Raw genomic sequence first — 20,541 nt, 5'->3', positions numbered from 1 at the left:
CGAGGCTCGGCTGAAAGTCAAAGCGTCCGCTGATCCACAGGACGCCCTCTGAGCCGCAAGAGAGTTTTTCAACTCCTGTAGAAACAGCAAAAGAGACTCTTCAGCGTTTCCACCCCTTCCTTCGATCACTGTAACGCCCCATCGGTCAAGAACATGCTTCTGCACATCGTCGGCGTCGTGCATCACGATGTAGAGTGGGGGTCGGGCCCGCTCCTGGCCGGTATCGCGCCACGTCTTCCATAACCGGTGGAGCAGGAAGCGGATGTTCAGATCCGTCATGCTGTAGCCGACAAAAAGAAGCGTCGAGGCAAATGCGTCACCCCTGAACTTTATGTCCATCGGAGCGTCGAATGACAGCCGGTCGAAATAATCGGATTCAGTGATGACGAGACCCTCGGGATTGGAAAAGTCCCCGTGGAACTTGATGATCTGCGTGAGGCCCGGCAAAGCTGCGGCCAGATCCGCGGCCCCCGTTATCTTAACGTATGGTTTGCCGAACGCCTCATAGGCCGCTTCAAGATTAGCATCGTAGTTGGTGGTGTAAATAAACGGGAAATCGGCATCCACTATCAGGCGGTGCAGATGCGATTTCCGCAGACAATCAGGATCGACTCGCCACTCTTGGCTCATCCACTCGACGAGCGGACAAATCGAGCCATGCTTGAGACGATAGAACTCCGCAATCTCCTGGTACGAGATTCGATGACAATCGTTGGTCGAACAGTCAATTCCAAGGTCTGACTGGATATGAGCAATCAGGCTTTCCCATGATGGAAGACCAACGCTCATGGAAACCCCGGCTCCAACGAATAGGATCGCCTGCCGTCTCGCCACCGCATCTGTCAGTGATCGAATTGCCTCTTGGTACTGCATGCATCCTCCTCGGCAGCCGAACCAAGCCAGGTAACAGCCGTTCCAGTACGATAACGCACGCAGCCGCGGTCTTTAGCTCGCGACGTTGTGGCTTTGATTGGCTCCGGCGACGTCTCGCCATCGAACGGGAACGAGCACAGTGAGGGACAAGGTAGTCGCCATCCCGACGAATTCGCGGAGTGGCACTACACATTTTTCTTCTGGATGATCGGCCAATGGAAGACCTTCGGCAGCGCGTAGTCGAAGATCGGAACCACAGCCCGGCGACAGGGTTCTTGGAAACAGTCGAATACTGTAAAATAAGTGGGAGCCAAAAGCGTGCAGGATCTTCGCGGATCATCGGTCGTCATCACCGGCGCATCGAGCGGGATTGGTCGTGCGACAGCGCTCGCCTTCGCCAGACGTGGCGCTCGTGTCTGCCTTGCAGCGCGCCGCGCAGATGTCTTGCAGCAAGTGGCTCGCGAATGTCAGTCGCCGGGTGTTCAAGCAATCGTAGTACCGATGGATGTCACGGATGCTGATGCAGTGGCAGCGCTGGCCGATGCCGCCGAAGTCGCGTTCGGCGGGATTGACGTGTGGATCAACAATGCTGGCACTGGCGTCGCAGGCTCATACCACGACGCGCCACTCGAACTGCATCGCAAGACGATCGAGGTAAATCTGCTTGGCGCGATGTCCGGTGCTTACGCCGTGTTGCCGATCTTCATGCGACAGAACGAGGAACCCTGATCAATGTCGTCTCCATGGCAGTGTGGGTGCCGAACCCCTTTGCCGCGTCCTACACGGCCAGCAAATTCGGGCTGAGAGGTTTTGCCGCCAGCCTGAGACAGGAGCTGGTAGGCATGCCCCACATTCATGTCTGCGGAGTATTTCCCGCCGTCATCGACACGCCGATTATCGAGCACGGTGCGAACTACACTGGCCATGCTTTGGAGCCGCCCCCTTTCCTGTACGATCCTGAGGATGTGGCCGAGGCCATCGTCGGCGTTGCTCTTATACCGCGCGACGAGGTCGCCGTTAGGTGGCCGGCCCGTGCCGGTCAGGTGGCCTATACGGTTGCACGCGGTCCCGTCCAGCGTCTCGTCGGCGCCACTGCTGCAGCGATCCGGAAGAAAGCCAAACCAGTGCCTCACACCGACGGCAGCGTGATGTCACCAAATGCTGCTGGAACCGGGACCAGCGGCGGCTGGCGCGTGAGAAAGCGTGTGCCGTCTGCAAAAACGATCACAGCTGTCGCCATCGCCTTGACCGGAGCCGTTCTCATCTATGGCCTGAATGGGCACCGTCACCGCCATCGGGTGCGGTGGCGCGATCCGGAACCTTGACGGGCTTTGTGCGAAGGAGGGACAGCACCACACTATTGACGGCCTGCAGTCCCTCCAATCCCTTCATAAGATCGATCTCACCACTTTGGCTGATGGCGCCCCATCCCGGGGTGATGTCGATCACCGAATCCCGAAAGGGGATATGCCACGACCATCCAGTCACCCGCCAAAGCAGCCGAACGTCCAACGGTCGACAGTATTCACGGTCCAATTCAAGCTGCGCTGACCTGCAACGAGTGGAAGAAGCCGGCTTCAGGAATGTAAGCTGCGTCAGCCATCCTTCGGCTTTCTGAGCTTCGAGACGAAGGTGCTCGACTGGCCTTTGGAACCAGCACGTCTCCTTGGACGCACGCCCGGCTCATGTCGACGTCCTCCAGGTTGAGCGACCGCTGATCCTCCGGCTCTATCTTGGCCACCATCGGTGCTGCCAATGGCTTGCTTCCGTTATCCGCTTTGTTTGACATGTGTTGCCTCCTGTGACCCGCGAACCGAGCAGCATTGGTCAAGTTCCATCTGCAGCGGACTATGCCAATGATTTTTTAGTTTGTCCTCCGCTGGCGGCACGTCGTGGATCCAGGTTTGGGTCGGCTCAATGAGCCGAGGCTTAAACCACCAAGGGGTGCTTTCGGCAATCACCGGCTCCTCGACATGAGGACCACTATTCCAGCACATCCGTCTCGAAGCTTCGTGCGGCAAAATCGGTTGAGCCCTTCGAAGTAAGCTCTGATTTCCAATAATCACTCCGTCGGGAACTTCAGGAGCCTTTCGTTGTTGAGAGCCCACGAAGCAAGCCAAGAAGGAGGAGCTTCATGCCCAATGCGGATCGAAAGCACATCGGCGCCGGCGCCAAAGGCAAAGGTGACGGGTCAGGCGCAATGACTGATCTCGACCCGGACACTCTGCCGCCCAACATGGTCCTGTCCAACAGAGACAAGGCGCAGCACTCACGCGAGCGCGGTCTCGATGGCAAAACCGTGCAGACAGAGCAGTATCAAGACCATGCCGCCAACAGAGAGCCAGATTAGGAGGATATCATGAGCAGCAAAGTGCCGCCGACGCCGGAGGCCAACCGTTCCGACAAGGGTTCCGGCGAAACTTCCCACGCGGATAATGACGGCAGGCTGGTAGCTGCCGCCAAGAACCCAGACAAGGTCGGACAGCAAGGCAACAGCAAGGTCAACACGACCCATCAGGGTTACCAGCAGGATCGATAAAGCGAGGAGCCATGTCGACATCATCGAAGCATCCATCCACAGTTCGTCAGGGCGGCCCTGGTGCGTCGCACGAAAGCAGCAGAGCGCCGCTGGAGGTAAAAAAGCCCCCGGCGGTATCGGATAACAAAGCGCGAAGCGGCGTATCGGGAGGAGGTGGCGAACGCGACAGCCACCATACTCATGATGATGCGCGCAAATGAAGGGGCTGGCGGCATGTCCCGTCCCGCCCACACTCTTCCTTCCTGGGCTGTGGACCAAGCACTAGGGATTGTTCGCCGGCACGGCTTCGTGCTCGTCAACGCAACAACTGAGGAAGGACGGACAGAAGCGGCCGCAGGACTGGTGCTTGCCATTGCAAAAGCCCTCAGCAAATTCGCGTCGCCTGCTGACAGTTACGTTGACGGAGAGTGATTGCGGGAAGTGCGTTCAGTGGTAGCCTTGCGAATAAAAAACTTCGTGAGCAGGGGCCGGAAGCCAAAATGCGAACTTATTGGCTGCAAAGATGAAGGATAGAAATGTCGAACGCTCACGCACTGGAGATGCCACAGTTCCAAACAACGCCGTCAATCCATCCATCTTTGAACGGTGGAGAGCTAAGCCCGGCTTCCGCGAGGGCGCTATTCCAGGCCGACAGCCGACCGGAAAGGAACGGTTGCGACCAGCGAGCCTTCTTCGGTCATGATCTCGAAAGTCGCTCCGTCTGCCGGATCGCCCCTCCGGATCCCCTCCGCCACTATTTCACGAGCGGCCGCGACCGCTTCCTCCCGTGCCTGTTCAGGCGAAGCCAAGTCGATGCCTTCTAAATCTTCCTCGAAGACATCGTTCCGGCGGATGTGGAAAAAATACTTCGGCATGGTTTGCTCCACCAACGAGAATCCCACCGAACCTCTCGATAGCAAAGTTGTTCCACCCGGGCTGTCGATTGACCACATTCAAACCTAGCCGCATGAGACTCAGAAAAAAGCCCCGCGTAAAAGGCGGGGCTAGTTGGGGAAGTTTGGAGGAGTAGGCCGCGTAAAAGGAAACGGATGCGTGGCCCATCGGCCTTACTCTCGGCGGCCACTCTTGTTCCTTCGTCGGCAGATTTAAATCAGGAGGCCGCGCAGAGCGTTACCGAAGGCATTGGATGGAAACACCAAACAACCCTGCCTCCGCGCGGCCATCCCCTGGGATGGTGGATCGCGGAGAGTGCAAGGGCGTTGTGCAAGGAAACATGGCTTCCCCTCCCGCGATCCGCCTTTCTAACCGGGCGCGTGCGATACCGGTTCCTGTGCGGTTCCGTACAAATCGTTAGAGAAGCGGATCGCGGTGACTTGGCGGAGGCTCGCGGCAACCGTTCGCAACCGTACTGATGGTTGTCCTTGGGAGGTTAATGCAGTACCAGATTTCCTATCGCGGTCCGGGCGAATTGTTGCGACGCTCAAGGAGCATGAGATGACGGACTTCAATCTCTCACTTCAGATGGACGACGTAAACGTGCTTTCCGATGCCGTCCAGACTTGGTACCGGCACAATCACGCTGCGCCGACGGAACAATCAATGCAGCTGCTTTGCAGCGCGGCGGTCGACCTCTATAATGAAGGACATAGGACGCGCGAGGAACTGGTCACGCTGCTGATCATGAAGTTTGGTAGCCTTCACTCGCTGCAGGTAAACGCGCCATCGTCCGCGTCTCATCATTGACAGTGATATCGGCCATCGATGCGGAACGCCGGCTTTCGTCAATAGGTCATGAGCCCGTCGTTCCTCCGTTTCGGTTCCACTTCTTGGCGAACCCTTCCTTGAACCGCGTCTTACCGATCTCTCTTGACTCGCAGCCGGTGCGTTTGGTCTTGCCCACCGCGCCGCCGAGGTGAAATCCCTTTTCAGCCAAAGCTGTTTCAGCCTAGGTTTTGCAATCAGCGCCAGTTTCCGTTCCTTCATACACCTCCTTCCAACAATATCCGTCTGCATCTGTGCAGATCGCTCGAGCTGCTTTACAAACCGGCGCACTGTCGGCATCAACGAACAATTTCCCTTTCCATTTCGGCACCTGCTGAACCCGGTCCACTCATATCCCTCTCCTACTGTGCTGGAACAGGAATGGGCATGGCGTCTGCGCGTTCCGAACGGTTCGAGAACCGCGCGGTAACGTACGGGAATTTTTCCGATGCAGCTTTGATCGTCAGCGAGATTTTGGCTCGAACGACACGCCTGCAGCCTTCAACTGGTGAAATTCGTGGGTGGCATGGAACCGAAACCGCCATGAGTTGTTCGTGTGGCTTCACATCAGAGGAGAGCCTCCATGTTTTATACCGACGGTAAGCTGCAATATCCTGTCCGGGTTGAGAACCCCGATCCCCTGTTCGCGCGCGCCTTGCAGCAGGCGATCGGCGGCGTCGAGGGCGAGATCCGCGTGGCGATGCAATATTTCTTTCAGGCATGCGGCGCTCGCGGGGACCCTAAGTTCCGCGACCTGTTGATGAACACCGCTGCGGAAGAACTCGGACATATCGAAATGCTCGCGACCGCGGTTGCCATGAACCTCGAGGGCGCGCCGCTCAAACTCAAAGAGCAAATTGCCGCCGATCCGATCGGGGGAGCCGTCCTTGGCGGCATCAACCTCAAGAACCTGCTTTCTGCCGGACTTTCGGCGATGCCCGTCGATTCCGACGGCGTGCCATTCGACATGTCGCATATCTATGCAAGCGGAAACATTGCCGCGGATATGACCGCGAACGTAACTGCCGAATCGACCGGGCGGGTGCTAGCTGTCCGCCTGTTCAACATGACGAACGATCCTGGCATGAAGGATATGTTATCCTTTCTGATCGCCCGCGATACCATGCACCAGAACCAGTGGCTAGCCGCTCTCGAGGAATTGGGCGGGACATCGGGTGTATTCCCAATCCCAAACAGCTTTCCGCAAGAGCAGGAAAAGCAGGAATTCAGCTATACCTTCCTCGGCTTTCAAGCCGACGCCAGCGATCCGGTCCCCGGCCGGTGGTCACAGGGTTCCTCTGTTGATGGAAAGGGCGAATTCACCTCCATGCCTATGACGGCAGCGCTTGGACAGAAACCGGTGCTCGGTCCGGCAAAACCGAACAGCGGTGCGCAGACGGAGCAGCTCTGAGGATGACAGACGTCGGCGATATCGCCGGCGTCTTACCCAAACTTACGACTCGCATTCGAGCCCAAACGCCTACTGGTCATTGCTGGGTCCCCGCGATGAAAATAAACCAAATCGGTTTGCCAGCTCCGTAGCTTTGTCCGGTTCCCTGGACACGCTCCACCACGAGCAACCGGGCGCGGCTTGTCCCTGCTGCCGGTCCGGTTGACCGACGGTACGTAACAATCGACTGATGATGCCGAACAGCCTATATTTGGAGAAGTTATGGCTACACCGTTGGGACGAGTTCGTGGCCTTGGGTCAGCCAAAGGGGGGACGAGATCTTATGTTCGAAAGCAGGTATCTGGCATCGCGCTAGGCATTCTGACACGCCCTACCTGGTTGCCCTTGGGATATATTGCTCGGTCGCGACCGTGATGCCGCCGGGAGCTTTTGGGGCGCGCCCCCGCTGGCTTTCGTTATCCTGAGCGCCATTACATGGACATCGGGATGAGGATCATCATTGAGGACTACGTTGACAGTCCCATGAGAAAGCTGGCCTTGCTGTTTTTGAATGCTGCGTTCAGCTGGTCGGTTGCCTACTGTGTGCGTTTGCAATCCTGATGATGATGTTCGAATCCGCCTTGATGTGGTTGGCAAGCTCAAAGCGGCGCTGGAAGCTTAGCCGAGCGACGCTACGATGAAGATATTGCGCGTCGTCATCGCTGTCCGCCTTGCTTCCCGCGACCACGAGCAGGTTCTGCTCCTGCGTCATCGTCAGTTCGTCCTGGGGGAATCCCGCACCGCCATTTCGACGTGGCATTCATCCTCGACCGTCTTGAGGATGTCGAAGGGCGGCCCGTTGTCGAAGGTGTCGATCCCGGCTGTGCTGGTACAATTGGGACTCGCCAAGTCCAGGAGACGCCGGCGGCGGCGAGTCTTGCATTCCTCCCTGCTCAGAATTCTTCCAGATCCTCGACCGCGAACTCGTTGAAAGTCGCCCAGAGCTGGAAAGCGAATGACTTCGAATTTGGAGTAGTTTCGGGTCGGCCTCGGCCGCCGCGGCAAACCGAGAGGTGCGGCAATAGGAACGGTCGTATCTATCGCTCGATCGTGCCGTTACGCCTGATTTTCCTCTGCAGGAGCAAGATGCCATAGAGCAATGCTTCAGCCGTTGGTGGGCAGCCTGGAACGTAGATATCCACGGGAACGACACGGTCGCAGCCACGCACTACGGAATAGGAGTAGTGATAGTATCCGCCGCCATTGGCACAAGAGCCCATCGAGATTACGTATCGCGGCTCGGGCATCTGATCGTAAACCTTGCGAAGCGCTGGTGCCATCTTGTTGCAGAGCGTCCCCGCAACGATCATCAAATCGGACTGCCTGGGGCTGCCGCGCGGAGCAACTCCAAACCTCTCGACGTCGTAGCGCGGCATTGACATTTGCATCATCTCGATGGCGCAGCATGCAAGGCCGAACGTCATCCACATCAACGAGCCGGTTCTGGCCCAGGTGATCAACTCATCCGTACTAGTGACGAGAAAGCCTTTGTCGGCCAGTTCGGCATTGATCATGCCCATGGTAGGATCGCCGCGGGTCTGCTCACCAGGATACTGGAAGTTCATTGGGCTGCGTGGGTGATCAGATTGAGACATGAGGATCTCCATGTAGCGTTGAACTCAACAACCGAATGGTGACTGCGTTCCAAAACCCAACCGCACGGTCCAAAACCGTACCGAAACCAGTAGTGACCGGGCTCTCGCGGGACTCCAGGTGGAATAGACGTCGCTAGCAGGGCGAATTCTGTCGGACGTCCATCGTTCCAGTCGCGGAAGTCGAGCTAGGGCGGATTAGCAGCGCAACGGAGATCTCGCAGATGCGATCGGCGAGTAGATTTCGCCGTCGCGATTTCAGCTATTTTGGCTGGCAGCGAGCTTGCATTCCTCGTCTTCGGAGTGGTGGACCGCACGAGAAAGAGCGCGTGAAGCCGAACCCCGCCTTCAACAGTTAAGCAGCGAAACGAGTTGCGCAAGGCAGCCACCCCGGATCATGTCCTATCGGAAAAAGGACCGGCATCTACTCAAAGCTCCCCCATCAGCTTCGATACGTTATCCCGGCCGAATGGGATGTTGCGCCCGTGGACGCGGATGTGGAGAACGACGCCAAGTGGGGCAGCGTCCAATGCCTCAAGGTAGTCGATTGCATCTTGCATTGTCGGCGTCTTTTCCTCGGTGAAAAAGCCATCCCGGACGAATGTGATCGTGGTCGCGCACGCGCCATATATGGCCAAGGTCTCTTTCGCGCTGAAGTTATCGCTCATCTCGCCTGCTCCAGTAGGGGGCAAATCCATTTCCGCCGGCGCCGGGTCAGTGCTGCTGTTGTTGGCCGCTGTCGCAGCGTCGGACTAGACTTTTCCCGGCGTGAAGAAAGCCAAATACGCCACCGCAATAATTACCGCGACGACAAAGATAGTCAGACCGAGTTTGACCATGCCTTTCGTGGCTCTTTGCGCTGTGTTGCTCATGTCCATAAAACATAGACGAAATATGGAAGTTCCGCCGCTTGGCATGCTGACCTCACCGACGAAACAAGTCCGACCAATATTTCCGGGCAAACTGGCAGCCACGACATCCTGCCGAACTTTCTCGCGCGCCGCCGTCGGTTTGGATCAAAAGGCAGCTGACCTACGCAAGTAAACGTGCTCTAAGAATGCTGATGGCATTGCAGAAGCGCGCGATCCGCAAACGATCCACAGTGTGCTAGCTTGCGATGCGTTGATTATCGCCAAGGGCAACGGCGGCTTATTCCGGCATTCTTCGTTCCGCGGGACGCTACAGAAAACCGATGTCAGAGCTGGAGCCTTAGTTTACACCGACAAATTGGCGGTCGAAACGAAAGCTGGAGCACGCGAGCTGCGGCCACTCTTGCTTCCTCCATTCGGCCAAATTTGGCCAGCGCGGCGGCCAAAGCGCATGAGTGGCGTTGGCCAGTTTTCATCCTGAAGTCAGATCAATGGCTGCCTATCACCACCCGCCGATAAAAGCCTGATCGTGCCTTCCTCTGTACGTTGACGGACATATCCGAAACGCGGGCTCTCTCGCAGGAACCCGGTCGTGTTTTTGAGGTTGGACCATAGTAACGATGTCCTAACCCAAAGGTGATACTCATGATCATAAAGATCCTCGCAACGTCGGCGCTCGCACTCACACTCGCGACATCCGCCATCGCCCAGTCGTCGGGAAGCTCGGGAAGCTCAGGAAACTCCGGGGCTGCTAACGGCGGGATCTCGGGCAATAGCTCGTCGTCTGGCGGCGCCGCATCCGGGAGCGACAACAGCGGCGGCAATTCTACTGGCACTGGAGCCGACGCTGGCAATCCCACGGACAGTACCAGCAATTCAGGTGCCTCCGGCGGCGATCCGAATGACTGCCAGCGCGCAGCGGGAACTGGCACCGGTAATCCTGCTCCCACCAGCTCGGCGCAATCCGGTGCGGCCAACGCTTGCTGATGTCTCTCGCGACAGGAAATGCCGCTGCTCTCTCGCCAGGATCACCATAAATGCTCCTTGAAAGCGGCATTTCCACCGCTTTACATCCTCGGAGGCATCATGCGCTGCCGTCCAGTTACAAAAATTTGCATAATGCTGCTTGATCCCCTTCCGGATCAGCGTTGCCCGAACGAGTGCTTCAACGCATGTCTTAGCGGTTTGCATCGGGCAACGCGTCATTAAATCGCCCTACGTCCGGCAAGCGATTTCGCTAAATGAGCAGTAGTGCTCTATCATGATATCGGCTCTGGCTGGCGTGGCCCCCAGAAGTTCTTCGGCGATGCAGCCGGCGAGCGACCTGGTTATGAAATGCGTGGGTTTTAAGCGGAACCGACAGCAGTTTAGCTACCATTGAACTTAGCGCAGGAACTTGAGGTGCGTTGCTGGAGTCTCCCGCTCGAAAGGAGCCCGTCATGGCAAAAACTGAAGTTTCCGAAAAAGGTCGGCGCATCACGCCGCGGAACCTGCGGCTTTCGAATTGCTCGGTCGATGTCGCGCTGCGCCGGTCGGGGCGGCAAGTCGTCGACGTCATTGATCGCCGGGGGGATATCAAAGTGGCCTCGACCTCATAAAGCGCTGCGATGATGGGAATAGCCTCGCCAGCGAGCTCCGCTCGCTTTGCATCAGCACACCCCGCGGCCATCGCCCGGTATGCGCCCTCAACATCGCGGATCGCGAACTTAGACTCGGCGAATATTAAGATTATGGTCGTACGCGATCAACTGGCCTGTTGCTAGCGCCATCAGCCGCTGCGAGATGATGGCCGGCGCCGGTCTCCCCTGCCGTTTCGTCAAACGTGGTCCGGCCCCAACCAGGATCACTCGCATATCGTCGGGCTGCAAGTTTTGGAAGTCGCGGCTGATCATGAAGTGAGCGAGCTCAAAAATCGCGACCGCCATTTGGACGCCTGTGGGTCCCCCGCCAATAACTGGCCTGCTTCTCAGCCTCGCTCTTCGCCCGCTCCGCTCGCTCGAAAGCCAGAAGCAGCCGATGGCGGATCTGGCGCGCCTCATGGATGCTCTTGAGGCTGGGCGCGAACGTCCGCCAAACATCGTGTCCAAAATAGTTCTAGTCAGAACCTGTCGCAAGGACGAGCTTATTATAGGAGAGCGAGTCGCCATCGGACAGTGATACGCTACGCGAGGATGGAGCCGACACCTCAGCCATGATCTTGTTGAAGTTTTTGAGACGCGCGAGCGTCTTAGGAATGGGCTCGGCGATGTCGGCCGGCGACAAGGCTGCAGTGGCGATCTGATAAAGGAGCGGCTGAAAGAGATTATGGTTGCGTCGGTCAACGAGCGTGACCTTGATATCCCCAGCGGCACCGAGTTCGGTTGCGCACGCGAGACCGCCGAAACCGCCGCCGATGATGACGACACGGCGGGAGGAGCGGCATTCTGCACCGATGGTAGCTCGATCTTCATTTACGTTCATCGAAAAAATTTTCGACTGCTTCGCCGATATCGCTTATTCAACCGACTCTTTATGTTGGGAGCCCGAGGCAGCGCAATGAAAGCAGGTCTTCCAGGGTAATCAGGGGGCCGAACAGGAGAAACGACCACACTGGTCGCGTCGCGAAGAGGAGGCCAAGACCGAAGGCCGCCCAGATCGCCGCTGTGCGGAGTTCGCGCAGCATCTCAGTCATGGAGCCGCCTCATGATCAACAACCCAACGCCTATCATCGCCCCACCCCAGGCAAGGAAACCGAGGTCCCAGAATAGCCACTGCCCGCGGGGAGCCATCTCATTGACGTGATGCAGGCCGAGGACATGGTGGTCGATGACGCCTTCGATGAGGTTGAACGCTCCGAAGCCGATGAGCATGGTGGCGACAAGATCGCCCGTCGACCAGCGGAAATGGCTGAGGCGGCCGCACCGCCACAAAATAAAAAGTCCGGCGAGCACGAAGACGTATGTACCGGAATGGAAGACGCCGTCCCAGAAGGTGTTCAGTTCGAGGTTCTCGATCGTGGTGATTGGATACCATGAGCTGAGCATATGATGCCATTGCAGAAGCTGGTGGAGGACAATTCCATCAAAGAAACCTCCGAGTCCCAAGCCCAGAAGCAGGCCAGCGGACAGAGGGAAGCTTCGCGTGGGTCGCCTCTCCAAGCCCGTCATGCGAGCAACTTGGCAGCGACCGCCGCTTCTACGAACGCTCTGCGGGCAAGCTCCGGGCTGCCGTGACTTGCAATCGCATCGACACATCGGCGCTTAGCAACTTCGTATTCGGAACCATAGCTTGATGGCCAGCGATGGAGAAGCGCCGCCAATGCCGCATCGGGGCTGTCGAGACGTTCCCGCATGCCGTTACCGATCCGGACGAAGACAGGCGATTGCCAGGTGACGCAGAAATCGGCGTCAATAATCTCATTCATGGGAGACCTCATGTATATTTTCCCCACGAACCTCTGTCGGGCTTGCGAGTTCCCGCGCTTGACGCTTAGTGCCCACCAAACGAGCGCGGAGGTGCCGCGTTGCTCATCGCTCTCCAATGACAGACGCCGGCAATCCGCCGGCGTCTGCCACAGGATATTGCAGCTTACCGTCAGTGTCGAACATGGAGCTCTCCTTCGTTGTGAAGCCCGCAAACAAGCGACAGCCGATCAGGTTCCCTCCTGTCTGCGCCTTCCGAAGAATGAGCAGAGGGAACTTCTCCCTCGGAGCGGAGTTCGTTGCGCTCACGAAGGAGATTTTGATGGTTGTTCAGCTTTCACTTGAGACCGACGATATTGCGCCGACTGCGGAAAGCGCGTCTGGAGCACGGGTCTTTGCACCTGATCTGGCATACCGCCTGATGTCGATCGTCAATGTGATTTTCCACGGCGACCCTGCAAAGGGTAATGACTGGGTGTTGATCGACACCGGTCTGCCGACGTCGAAGAATACAATCGTCGAGACGGCGGAAGCCCGGTTCGGACGAAATACACGCCCGTCTGCGATCGTCATGACGCATGCCCATTTCGACCACGCCGGCTCCCTGGAGGGGCTCGCGGAGCATTGGGACGTTCCAGTCTACGCGCATCCTCTCGAGTTTCCATATTTAAACGGACAAGCTTCTTATCCGCCGGCCGATGCCTTTGTCGGCGGTGGCGCCATGGCGCTGTTGTCGCCTCTCTTTCCACGCTCCCCCGTCGATGTGGGTCGGTGGCTGAAGATGCTGCCGCCGGATCGGAGTGTACCAGCCATGCCGGGATGGAAGTGGCTGCATACGCCAGGGCACACGCCGGGTCACATCTCGTTGTGGCGTGAAAGTGACCGCACCTTGATAGCCGGCGACGCGATCGTCACGACAGGCCAGGAATCCGTCTACGAGGTCCTGACGCAAAAACCGGAGATGCACGGGCCACCGCGCTACCTGACACCCGATTGGGACGAGGCCGAACGCTCGGTCGTCATGCTGGCTAGTCTGGAACCGGAACTGGTCATCACGGGGCACGGCCAGCCGGTTCGGGGCGAACACATGCGTGCGCGTCTCCACGAGCTTGCCGCGAATTTTTCAGCAATTGCCGTGCCTGACGGACGACCGTATGCGCTCGACCCGGCAAAGCCTGGCAAGAGCGGAAACGACGCCTACCGGTAGACCGATAGTCTCACGTTGATGATCGACCAGGGGAGAAAGAAGGAATGGCAAGTCAAGATGATGTCATCGGCCGACGCGCTAATCGGATCCGGGGAGCAGCGGGCCGACCGGCCGGAAAGCAGTCTGAGCACTGTCGGGCGGCGGAGGAACGGCCCAGCGCGGGACCCTCTGAAACCTTAGCTGCACCCCCAGTCATTTCTGACCATGGTGATAGCCAGCGCGAGCTAGAGTTTGATGAGCATGCCATTGCTCATCCTGAAGACCGGCCCGACCTTCAGGTCGTTAAAACAGGGGCCGCGACCTTCGTGAGCAAGGCAGGTGAGCGAATACGGCGAAGGCCTTCGGTCAAGTAAGTTCGCTTTGCTTGAAAGGTGAATTGGTTCAACAGCGAGCCGACGCAAGAGGACGCTTGCGAGTTGGGAGGACCACGATGACGACACCGCTCGGACGCGTTCGGGGTTTGGGATCAGCGAAGGGAGGCACCCGGCCTTACGTTCTCAAACAAGCATCGGGTTTGGCATTGGGCATCTTGACCCCTTATTTGATCGGGATCGGGATCTATCTGCTTGGAAGAGATCGCGACTTTGTCGTTGCTTCGATCGGCAGCTTCTGGATTGGCCCCGCCCTCCTCGCGTTCATTCTTCTCAGCGCCGTCCACATGGATATCGGCATGCGGACGATCATCGACGACTACGTCCATGGACACATGAGAAAGCTCGTCCTTCTGTTTCTGAACTCGGCCTTCACCTGGCTGGTCTGTCTACTCTGTGTCTTCGCCATCCTCAGGATGATGTTCGACGCGGCCCAGCAATAGTCTAGGTCGTGGTGAAACGTTACGCCTTCCCGCCGCTAGAATCGCCCGTACGGTTCCGCACTGTTCCCGAACGAGCGGGAACGCGTAGCTTCCATCCTCATTCTTCTTCGGCCACGAGGAGAGAGAACATGAGCGGACTGGGTGGAACGGGTGTGGAGATCAAAAAGGAAATCGTTGCGTTAATGCCGGCGGTGCACCGGTTCGCGATGCGGTTCGAACGATCTGTGACAGATGCGGACGATCTCACGCAGGATACCATGCTCAAGGCGCTCGCTCACATTGATCAATTTCGGCCCGGGACCAACGTAAAATCCTGGCTGTTCACGATTGCCCGCAACACCTATTGCACGAAATACAAGATCCGCCAGAGATTTACCCTCTGTGCGGACATGGAAGTCGCTACATCCGGGCAGGCGGTACAATCGACCCAGGAATGGTCTTTGCGCACGGGGGAAGTCGATAAAGCCATTTCAGCTCTCGACGCCGACAAGCGCCAGGTGTTGCTGATGGCGGCAAATGGCGACAGCTACGAGGATATCGCAGGGGTGTGCGGGTGCGAACTCGGCACGATCAAAAGCCGTATCTCGCGTGCAAGGGCCGCCGTAATTTCGGCGCTCGGTGAAACCACCGCGTCAGGAGCCGTCGCTGCAAGGTGATATACGATCATGGTGGACAGCAGATTACAATCCTACAAAAACTGCCCAAGCCACTTCCCGCCATCGGGGGACCACGCGTAGCTGAGTTTTTGCGGATCCGTAAGCTCCCTGAAAAACGGGAACCAGCGCCTCATTTGGAAGTTTGAAGGCCGGAAAGGATAGGGGGAACAATGCGCTTCGTGCCGACCATGCTTCATGGAATTGCTGACTATGCCGTCGGGTCCTTTGTGATCGGCCTGCCGTTTTTTCTCGAACTCAATGGCACTCCTCGAATGGTGCTTATCGCGCTCGGCATCATTATGGTGCTCTACAGGCTCCTGACCGACCATGAAATTGACGCTGTGCGGTTCCTACGGATCCGTTCGTTGCTTGATGCCATCTTTGGCGTAGCAATGCTGCTCTCACCCTGGCTTTTTCCCTTTCCCATGGATACGCGCTGGCCGGTCTACGCAATCGGGGTTGTTGCGCTCATTCTTGCTATCACCACGCAAATCCGTGCTGAAGGAACGGCCGCGATCAATTGAACTTACAAGGAGCTTATCGATGAAGGCACTGTGCTGGCATGGCAAGGGCGACATCCGCTGCGACAGCGTTCCGGATCCCAAGATCGAAGATGGGCGCGACGCCATCATCAAGATGACCGCCTGCGCCATCTGCGGCTCAGATCTGCACCTGATGGATGGCTACATTCCCTTTATGGAAAAGGGCGACGTGCTCGGCCACGAATTCATGGGCGAGGTCGTTGAGGTCGGACGTGACAACAAGAAGCTGAAGGTTGGTGACAGGGTGGTGGTGCCGTTCACCATCTGCTGTGGGGAATGTCAGCAATGCCTCAGAGGCAACTGGTCGGTTTGTGAACGCACCAACCGCAATGCCGATAACGCCACCAAGGCGTTTGGCTATCAAACCGCCGGCTTGTTCGGATACTCGCATCTGACGGGCGCCTACGCCGGCGGTCAGGCGGAGTATGTGCGTGTTCCCTATGCAGACGTTTCTCCAATCGTCATTCCCGATGGAATGACCGATGAGCAGGCGCTGTTTTTAGGCGACATTTTTCCGACGGGGTGGATGGCCGCAGCCAACTGCGAGATCGAACCCACCGATATCGTCGCCGTCTGGGGCTGCGGTCCGGTCGGTCAGTTTTGCATCAAAAGCGCGCTGATGCAGGGTGCCGCGCGGATCATTGCCATCGACAATGTTCCGGAGCGTCTGGCGCTGGCGCAGTCGGCTGGAGCCGAGATCATCAATTTCGACGAAGTGGACGGCACAATCCCGGACCGCATCAAGGAGATGACCGGGGGTCATGGCGCCGACAAGTGCATCGACGCTGTTGGTGCGGAATCCCATGCTACAGCATCATTTGATGCCGTCGTCGACAAGGTCAAGGCCGCCACCCTGCTTGGAACTGACCGCCCGCATGCGCTACGAACCGCGATCATGGCTTGCCGACCCGCCGGGATCGTCTCGGTTCCTGGGGTCTATGGCGGTTTCCTCGACAAGATTCCTTTTGGCGCCGCAATGAACAAGGGACTGACGATCCGCACCGGTCAGACCCATGTCAACCGCTATTCACTCGATTTGCTTCGCCGCATCGAGGAAGGCGAGATCGATCCGAGCTTTATCATCACGCATCGGGCGAAGCTCGAAGACGGCCCGGCTCTCTACGAGACTTTCAGGGACAAGAAGGACAACTGCATCAAGGTCGTCCTGACGGCATGAGATCATGAACGCTGATGCCAGAGCACTCAAGGAAGCGTGTCGCAGTTTCGAGGCCAGGCATGGCGTCGAGGCTTCTCTCAACGTGATGGCCGGCATGATGCAGGACCGCCTTGGCGACCATAGCCTCGCTGTACAATTCCAAGGCTGCGATGCAGGCGCGCCACCTCCCCAACCGGTAGACGTCGACGAAGTCGGACCGCGGATGCATGAAGAAGGCGCAGCCGGATGAGCTCACGCGCCTGCGACTTGATCGGCCGCCTTGAAGAAAAACATGTCACCCGCGCTCAGCGGCTGAACGCGCTTCTGCATTTACTTCCACGATACTACACCGATCGCAGGTGGAATGCGAAAGTCGCCAACGCCATAGTCTTGGGGCTGCAATCCGTCTTTCCATCGCGCCTGTTTCACGACTGCCGCGTTTTCAGCAGAAGCATCGCGGCCGGCGAACGTAGCGTCGGCTTGCGGTTTCTCCTGCCCGATGGAGCGCCAAGAGGTGTTTATTTGCACTTTCACGGTGGCGCGTGGGTGCTCGGCAATGCCCGCCTCGATGATGGCATCACGTCACGTGTCGCTAAAGAGTGCCAACTCATCGCCGTCGCTGTCGATTTTCGTAACGCCCTCGATGATCGCGTCGACCTTGCCATAGACGACTGTGAAATCGCTCTGAACTGGGTGGTCCGGAACCTGTCAGATCTCGGCGTCGGACGGATTGTTCTGGGCGGTGAGTCATCTGGGGCTCATCTTGCCGCCCAGGCCTTGCTGCGTCTGCGGGACCGGGGAATGGTCGAAGCATTCCGGGGATTTATCTCGACATGCGGCGCGTTTGATTTCAAGGGATCGCGCAGCCTCAGGAGCGCCAATAGCGCCTCCCTCATCGTGGACGCTCCCGCTGCTCTTCGAAATCTTCAAAGATTACGTTCCAGTTTGCCCTGGAATGAACGGGATGGGCCGTTACATGCGCAGCTCGAAGGCCTCCCGCCGGCTCTGTTCATCGCGGGCGAGCTCGATCCCATCGTCGATGACAGCATTCAGATGTTCCGCACTTGGCAAGACGCAAACGGAAACGCATCGTTAAGCATCGTTCCGGCCGGGCCGCATGGTTTCAACCGGCTTCCGACGGCTATCGCTAAAATCACCAACGCCTACGCGCGAGAATGGCTGATCGATAGATGTTCGGGCTTACATTGACGCCCTTTCCGGGCGCGGACACCGAGCGCTGGATCAAGCGAAATAGCCGGCCGGAAGCGAAAAAAGCACACACTAAGGAACTTGTCGTTTTCAGAGAGCTTTAGATAGTTTGGGAGCGATCATGACAGCACATCCGAAAGACAAACCCTCGATCAAGCCATACACTGGCCCGGCCGGTGGATGGGGGTCCGCAAAATCAGTTGCCGGGATCCTGCTCCGCGAGCATATCCCGGCGACCGGCGCCGCCTTGCTGGACAAGCAAAACAAGCCCGAAGGCTATATGTGCGTCAGCTGCGCGTGGGCGAAGCCCGCCAAGACGCATCCGCTGGAATTTTGCGAGAACGGCGCCAAGGCTACCGCCTGGGAGGTAACAAACCGCAGGGCGGATGCCGGCTTCTTTGCCGCGCATACGCTGAGGGAGCTAGAAGCCTGGCGCGACCATGATCTTGAGGAACAGGGTCGGTTGACGCAGCCGATGCGGTGGAACGCAGAAACTGATAAGTATGAGCCGGTCGAGTGGGACGTGGCATTCGCCGAAATCGGCAAAGAACTTCGAGCCCTCACGCCCCAACAAGTCGACTTTTATACGTCCGGTCGCGCCTCTCTGGAGGCGGCTTATATGTATCAACTTTTCGCACGACTGTTCGGCAGCAACAATCTCCCCGACTGTTCCAACATGTGTCACGAGAGCACCTCGGTGGCTTTGCCCGAAAGTATCGGAGCATCGGTCGGAACGGCGGTCCTCTCGGACTTTGAGAACACCGACTGCATATTTTATATCGCCCAGAATGTCGGGACGTCCTCGCCCCGGCTGTTGCATGACCTGCAGGATGCCGTACACCGCGGCGTTCCGATCGTTACATTCAATTTGCTGCGGGAACGGGGCCTTGAACGTTTCAAGAACCCGCAGGCGCCAACCGAGATGTTGTCCTCGAAGGAAACACTGATCTCGTCGGAATACTATCAGGTGAAGAATGGTGGCGATATCGCGGCGCTCTTTGGCGTGTGCAAGGCGTTGATCGAGGCCGACGATGCGCTCAAAGCGTCAGGAACAAGTAAAATCTCTGGGAACGACGACATCCCAGATGACCCATCTGAGGCCGGAACGATCGCATTTGCCGCGTCGATTGCAGCTGCCGACAAGAAGCATGTCCTCGACCACGACTTCATCCAGGAGCACACAACCGGTTTCGAACAGTTTGCCGATGCGGCCCGGTCCTATAGCTGGGCGGAGCTTGAGCGAGTTTCCGGTCTCACACGGGAGCAGATGACGCATGCGGCACAGACTTATGCAAAAGCCAAGGCAGTCTTGATAGCCTATGGGATGGGTGTCACGCAGCACGTGATGGGCGTCGACAACATCCATATGATCGCCAACCTCGCGCTCCTGCGTGGCAACATCGGTAAACCAGGCGCTAATATCTGCTCCATTCGGGGCCACTCCAACGTCCAGGGACAACGAACGGTCGGTATTACCGAAAAGCCGGGGCTCGTGCCCCTGGACAAGCTGTCCGAGCTGTACAAATTCGAACCGCCGCGTTGGACGGGCCGATCGACGGTGGACACCTGCAAAGCAATTCTCGATGGCCAAGCGCGTGCCTTCATTGGCCTCGGCGGTAACTTTCTGCGTGCCGTGCCGGAGACAGAGGCGATGGAGGCGGCCTGGAGGAAATTGCGCCTGACGGTGCAGATCGCGACCAAACCAAACCGCAGCCATGTGCTCCACGGCGAGATCGCGTATCTGCTGCCTTGTCTGGGGCGGTTGGAGATCGACAACCAGGCCACCGGTCCACAGGCTGTATCGATCGAGAGCTCAGTCGCACACTTCCATGGGTCGCGCGGCAAAGCGACACCGGCGAGTAGCCATCTAAGATCTGAGCCAGCGATCATTGCCGGATTGGCGAAAGCCACCTTGGACCGTGGTGACGTCCCCTGGGATGCATGGATCGACGACTATAGCCGGATCAGAGACGCGATCGAGCGCACCTATCCCGAAACGTTCAGCGACTTCAACAAGCGGCTGTTCCAGCCGGGTGGGTTCGCTCGGCCCCTGCCAGCGCGCGAACGGAAATGGGTTACCAAGACGGGCAAGGCGAACTTCCTGACGCCGGACCGGCTGTTTCCTGAATTTGCAATCGATGGCGCGCAAGAAGACGTCCTGCATCTGTCGACACTGCGATCGAACGACCAGTTCAACACGACCATTTACGGCTACAGCGATCGGTTTCGCGGCGTCAACGGAACACGCAAAGTCGTTTTCATGAATCGCGATGACGTCGCTCGCCTCGGCTTCGCCAACGGCGACAGCGTCGATTTGCGCACGGCCATCGATCACTCGACCGCGCGCCAGGTAGGCGCGCTTAGGGTCGTCGAGTACGATATTCCGCAAGGCTGCTGCGCGGCATACTATCCGGAGTGCAACCCGCTTTTTCCGTTGGGACACCACGATGCCCAGTCGAAGACGCCGTCCTACAAGCTGCTCCCGGTATTCATCACCAGGTCACAGCAGCAGCCGAAGGACTGATCCGGCAC

Annotated in this window: 24 protein-coding genes and 2 pseudogenes; 15 read left to right on the top strand and 11 right to left on the bottom strand. The window is 57.9% G+C overall.

The features are described 5' to 3' along the window. Window positions 1–57: 57 nt before the first annotated feature. Window positions 58–873: pseudogene (locus tag AC25BC_RS31430) on the bottom strand (SIR2 family protein); the annotation flags it as partial. Window positions 874–1,191: 318 nt separating this feature from the next. Here AC25BC_RS31430 and AC25BC_RS31425 point away from each other — a divergent pair. Beyond that, window positions 1,192–2,198 (top strand): annotated as a pseudogene (locus tag AC25BC_RS31425) (SDR family oxidoreductase). A 212-nt stretch (window positions 2,199–2,410) separates the two neighbouring features. Here AC25BC_RS31425 and AC25BC_RS31420 read toward each other — a convergent pair. Next, entirely contained in the window at window positions 2,411–2,662 is a 252-nt protein-coding gene (locus AC25BC_RS31420; protein ID WP_245459846.1) for a hypothetical protein, read from the bottom strand. 345 nt (window positions 2,663–3,007) lie between these two features. Here AC25BC_RS31420 and AC25BC_RS31415 point away from each other — a divergent pair, with 345 nt between their 5' ends. Genes AC25BC_RS31415 through AC25BC_RS31405 form a run of 3 tightly spaced genes read left to right on the top strand, consistent with a single transcriptional unit; the run spans window position 3,008 to window position 3,612 of the window. Further along, entirely contained in the window at window positions 3,008–3,223 is a 216-nt protein-coding gene (locus AC25BC_RS31415) for a hypothetical protein (protein ID WP_003555412.1), read from the top strand. Window positions 3,224–3,232: 9 nt separating this feature from the next. After that, window positions 3,233–3,412, top strand: coding sequence for a hypothetical protein (locus AC25BC_RS31410; protein ID WP_003555411.1), 180 nt, complete (start codon window positions 3,233–3,235; stop codon window positions 3,410–3,412). A gap of 11 nt (window positions 3,413–3,423) precedes the next feature. Continuing rightward, window positions 3,424–3,612 carry a hypothetical protein gene (locus AC25BC_RS31405; protein WP_003555410.1) on the top strand — a complete coding sequence of 63 codons (189 nt, stop codon included), beginning with the start codon at window positions 3,424–3,426 and terminating at the stop codon, window positions 3,610–3,612. 417 nt (window positions 3,613–4,029) lie between these two features. Here the strand turns inward: AC25BC_RS31405 and AC25BC_RS31400 are convergent, their stop codons facing one another. Further along, complete coding sequence (locus AC25BC_RS31400; protein WP_003555408.1) at window positions 4,030–4,266, bottom strand: DUF6894 family protein; 237 nt, start codon at window positions 4,264–4,266, stop codon at window positions 4,030–4,032. A gap of 580 nt (window positions 4,267–4,846) precedes the next feature. Between AC25BC_RS31400 and AC25BC_RS31395 the strand changes: the two genes are divergently transcribed. Together AC25BC_RS31395 and AC25BC_RS31390 are read left to right on the top strand one after the other, a co-directional pair. Next, entirely contained in the window at window positions 4,847–5,095 is a 249-nt protein-coding gene (locus tag AC25BC_RS31395) for a hypothetical protein (RefSeq protein ID WP_128439511.1), read from the top strand. A 601-nt stretch (window positions 5,096–5,696) separates the two neighbouring features. Beyond that, a complete protein-coding gene (locus tag AC25BC_RS31390) occupies window positions 5,697–6,524 on the top strand; it encodes a manganese catalase family protein (protein ID WP_012760461.1) in 828 nt (275 codons plus the stop codon). Between the two features lie 559 nt (window positions 6,525–7,083). Here AC25BC_RS31390 and AC25BC_RS31385 read toward each other — a convergent pair. The 3 genes from AC25BC_RS31385 to AC25BC_RS31375 form a co-directional block, all read right to left on the bottom strand. Further along, the gene (locus AC25BC_RS31385; protein ID WP_245459845.1) at window positions 7,084–7,275 is read right to left on the bottom strand and encodes an alpha-crystallin domain-containing protein; all 192 of its coding nucleotides are present in this window, start codon (window positions 7,273–7,275) and stop codon (window positions 7,084–7,086) included. A gap of 325 nt (window positions 7,276–7,600) precedes the next feature. Next, window positions 7,601–8,128 carry a NuoB/complex I 20 kDa subunit family protein gene (locus AC25BC_RS31380; protein WP_017997391.1) on the bottom strand — a complete coding sequence of 176 codons (528 nt, stop codon included), beginning with the start codon at window positions 8,126–8,128 and terminating at the stop codon, window positions 7,601–7,603. Between the two features lie 455 nt (window positions 8,129–8,583). Next, window positions 8,584–8,823: a phospholipase D-like domain-containing protein gene (locus AC25BC_RS31375; protein WP_128439509.1), complete on the bottom strand. Its 240-nt coding sequence runs from the start codon at window positions 8,821–8,823 to the stop codon at window positions 8,584–8,586. Window positions 8,824–10,463: 1,640 nt separating this feature from the next. Here AC25BC_RS31375 and AC25BC_RS31370 point away from each other — a divergent pair. Next, a complete protein-coding gene (locus tag AC25BC_RS31370; protein WP_164903018.1) occupies window positions 10,464–10,622 on the top strand; it encodes a hypothetical protein in 159 nt (52 codons plus the stop codon). A 108-nt stretch (window positions 10,623–10,730) separates the two neighbouring features. On the opposite strand, the gene AC25BC_RS31365 is transcribed toward AC25BC_RS31370, so the two are convergent. The 5 genes from AC25BC_RS31365 to AC25BC_RS31345 form a co-directional block, all read right to left on the bottom strand. Continuing rightward, window positions 10,731–10,949 carry a hypothetical protein gene (locus AC25BC_RS31365; protein WP_244432295.1) on the bottom strand — a complete coding sequence of 73 codons (219 nt, stop codon included), beginning with the start codon at window positions 10,947–10,949 and terminating at the stop codon, window positions 10,731–10,733. 169 nt (window positions 10,950–11,118) lie between these two features. Then, a complete protein-coding gene (locus AC25BC_RS31360) occupies window positions 11,119–11,484 on the bottom strand; it encodes an FAD-dependent oxidoreductase (protein ID WP_244432296.1) in 366 nt (121 codons plus the stop codon). Window positions 11,485–11,533: 49 nt separating this feature from the next. Next, the gene (locus tag AC25BC_RS31355) at window positions 11,534–11,695 is read right to left on the bottom strand and encodes a hypothetical protein (RefSeq protein ID WP_003555379.1); all 162 of its coding nucleotides are present in this window, start codon (window positions 11,693–11,695) and stop codon (window positions 11,534–11,536) included. Continuing rightward, on the bottom strand, window positions 11,688–12,170 hold the full coding sequence (locus tag AC25BC_RS31350) for a DUF2243 domain-containing protein (protein ID WP_003555378.1): 483 nt from the start codon (window positions 12,168–12,170) through the stop codon (window positions 11,688–11,690). The genes AC25BC_RS31355 and AC25BC_RS31350 overlap by 8 nt, the downstream gene beginning before the upstream one ends. Continuing rightward, entirely contained in the window at window positions 12,167–12,427 is a 261-nt protein-coding gene (locus AC25BC_RS31345; protein ID WP_003555376.1) for a DUF982 domain-containing protein, read from the bottom strand. The genes AC25BC_RS31350 and AC25BC_RS31345 overlap by 4 nt, the downstream gene beginning before the upstream one ends. Window positions 12,428–12,747: 320 nt before the next feature. On the opposite strand from AC25BC_RS31345, the gene AC25BC_RS31340 reads away from it, so the two are divergent. The 8 genes from AC25BC_RS31340 (at window position 12,748) to AC25BC_RS31305 (ending at window position 20,533) form a co-directional block, all read left to right on the top strand. Next, a complete protein-coding gene (locus AC25BC_RS31340) occupies window positions 12,748–13,632 on the top strand; it encodes an MBL fold metallo-hydrolase (protein WP_128439506.1) in 885 nt (294 codons plus the stop codon). Between the two features lie 430 nt (window positions 13,633–14,062). Continuing rightward, window positions 14,063–14,446, top strand: a complete 384-nt coding sequence (sdhD, locus tag AC25BC_RS31335; protein ID WP_128439505.1) for a succinate dehydrogenase, hydrophobic membrane anchor protein — start codon at window positions 14,063–14,065, stop codon at window positions 14,444–14,446. A 128-nt stretch (window positions 14,447–14,574) separates the two neighbouring features. Next, window positions 14,575–15,102 (top strand): sigma-70 family RNA polymerase sigma factor, encoded by a 528-nt coding sequence (locus tag AC25BC_RS31330; protein WP_128439504.1) that lies wholly within the window; start codon window positions 14,575–14,577, stop codon window positions 15,100–15,102. 170 nt (window positions 15,103–15,272) lie between these two features. Beyond that, window positions 15,273–15,626: an SPW repeat domain-containing protein gene (locus tag AC25BC_RS31325; protein WP_128439503.1), complete on the top strand. Its 354-nt coding sequence runs from the start codon at window positions 15,273–15,275 to the stop codon at window positions 15,624–15,626. A 19-nt stretch (window positions 15,627–15,645) separates the two neighbouring features. Continuing rightward, entirely contained in the window at window positions 15,646–16,821 is a 1,176-nt protein-coding gene (locus AC25BC_RS31320) for a zinc-dependent alcohol dehydrogenase (protein ID WP_012760468.1), read from the top strand. 4 nt (window positions 16,822–16,825) lie between these two features. Continuing rightward, the gene (locus AC25BC_RS31315; RefSeq protein ID WP_128439502.1) at window positions 16,826–17,050 is read left to right on the top strand and encodes a permease; all 225 of its coding nucleotides are present in this window, start codon (window positions 16,826–16,828) and stop codon (window positions 17,048–17,050) included. Beyond that, window positions 17,047–18,009, top strand: coding sequence for an alpha/beta hydrolase (locus AC25BC_RS31310; protein WP_128439501.1), 963 nt, complete (start codon window positions 17,047–17,049; stop codon window positions 18,007–18,009). Before AC25BC_RS31315 ends, AC25BC_RS31310 begins: the two co-directional genes overlap by 4 nt. A 121-nt stretch (window positions 18,010–18,130) precedes the next feature. Beyond that, entirely contained in the window at window positions 18,131–20,533 is a 2,403-nt protein-coding gene (locus tag AC25BC_RS31305) for an FdhF/YdeP family oxidoreductase (RefSeq protein ID WP_012760470.1), read from the top strand. The last annotated feature ends 8 nt before the right edge of the window (window positions 20,534–20,541 follow it).

This window comes from Rhizobium sp. WSM409 (assembly GCF_057653825.1).
This window is presented reverse-complemented; position numbering and strand designations above follow the sequence as displayed.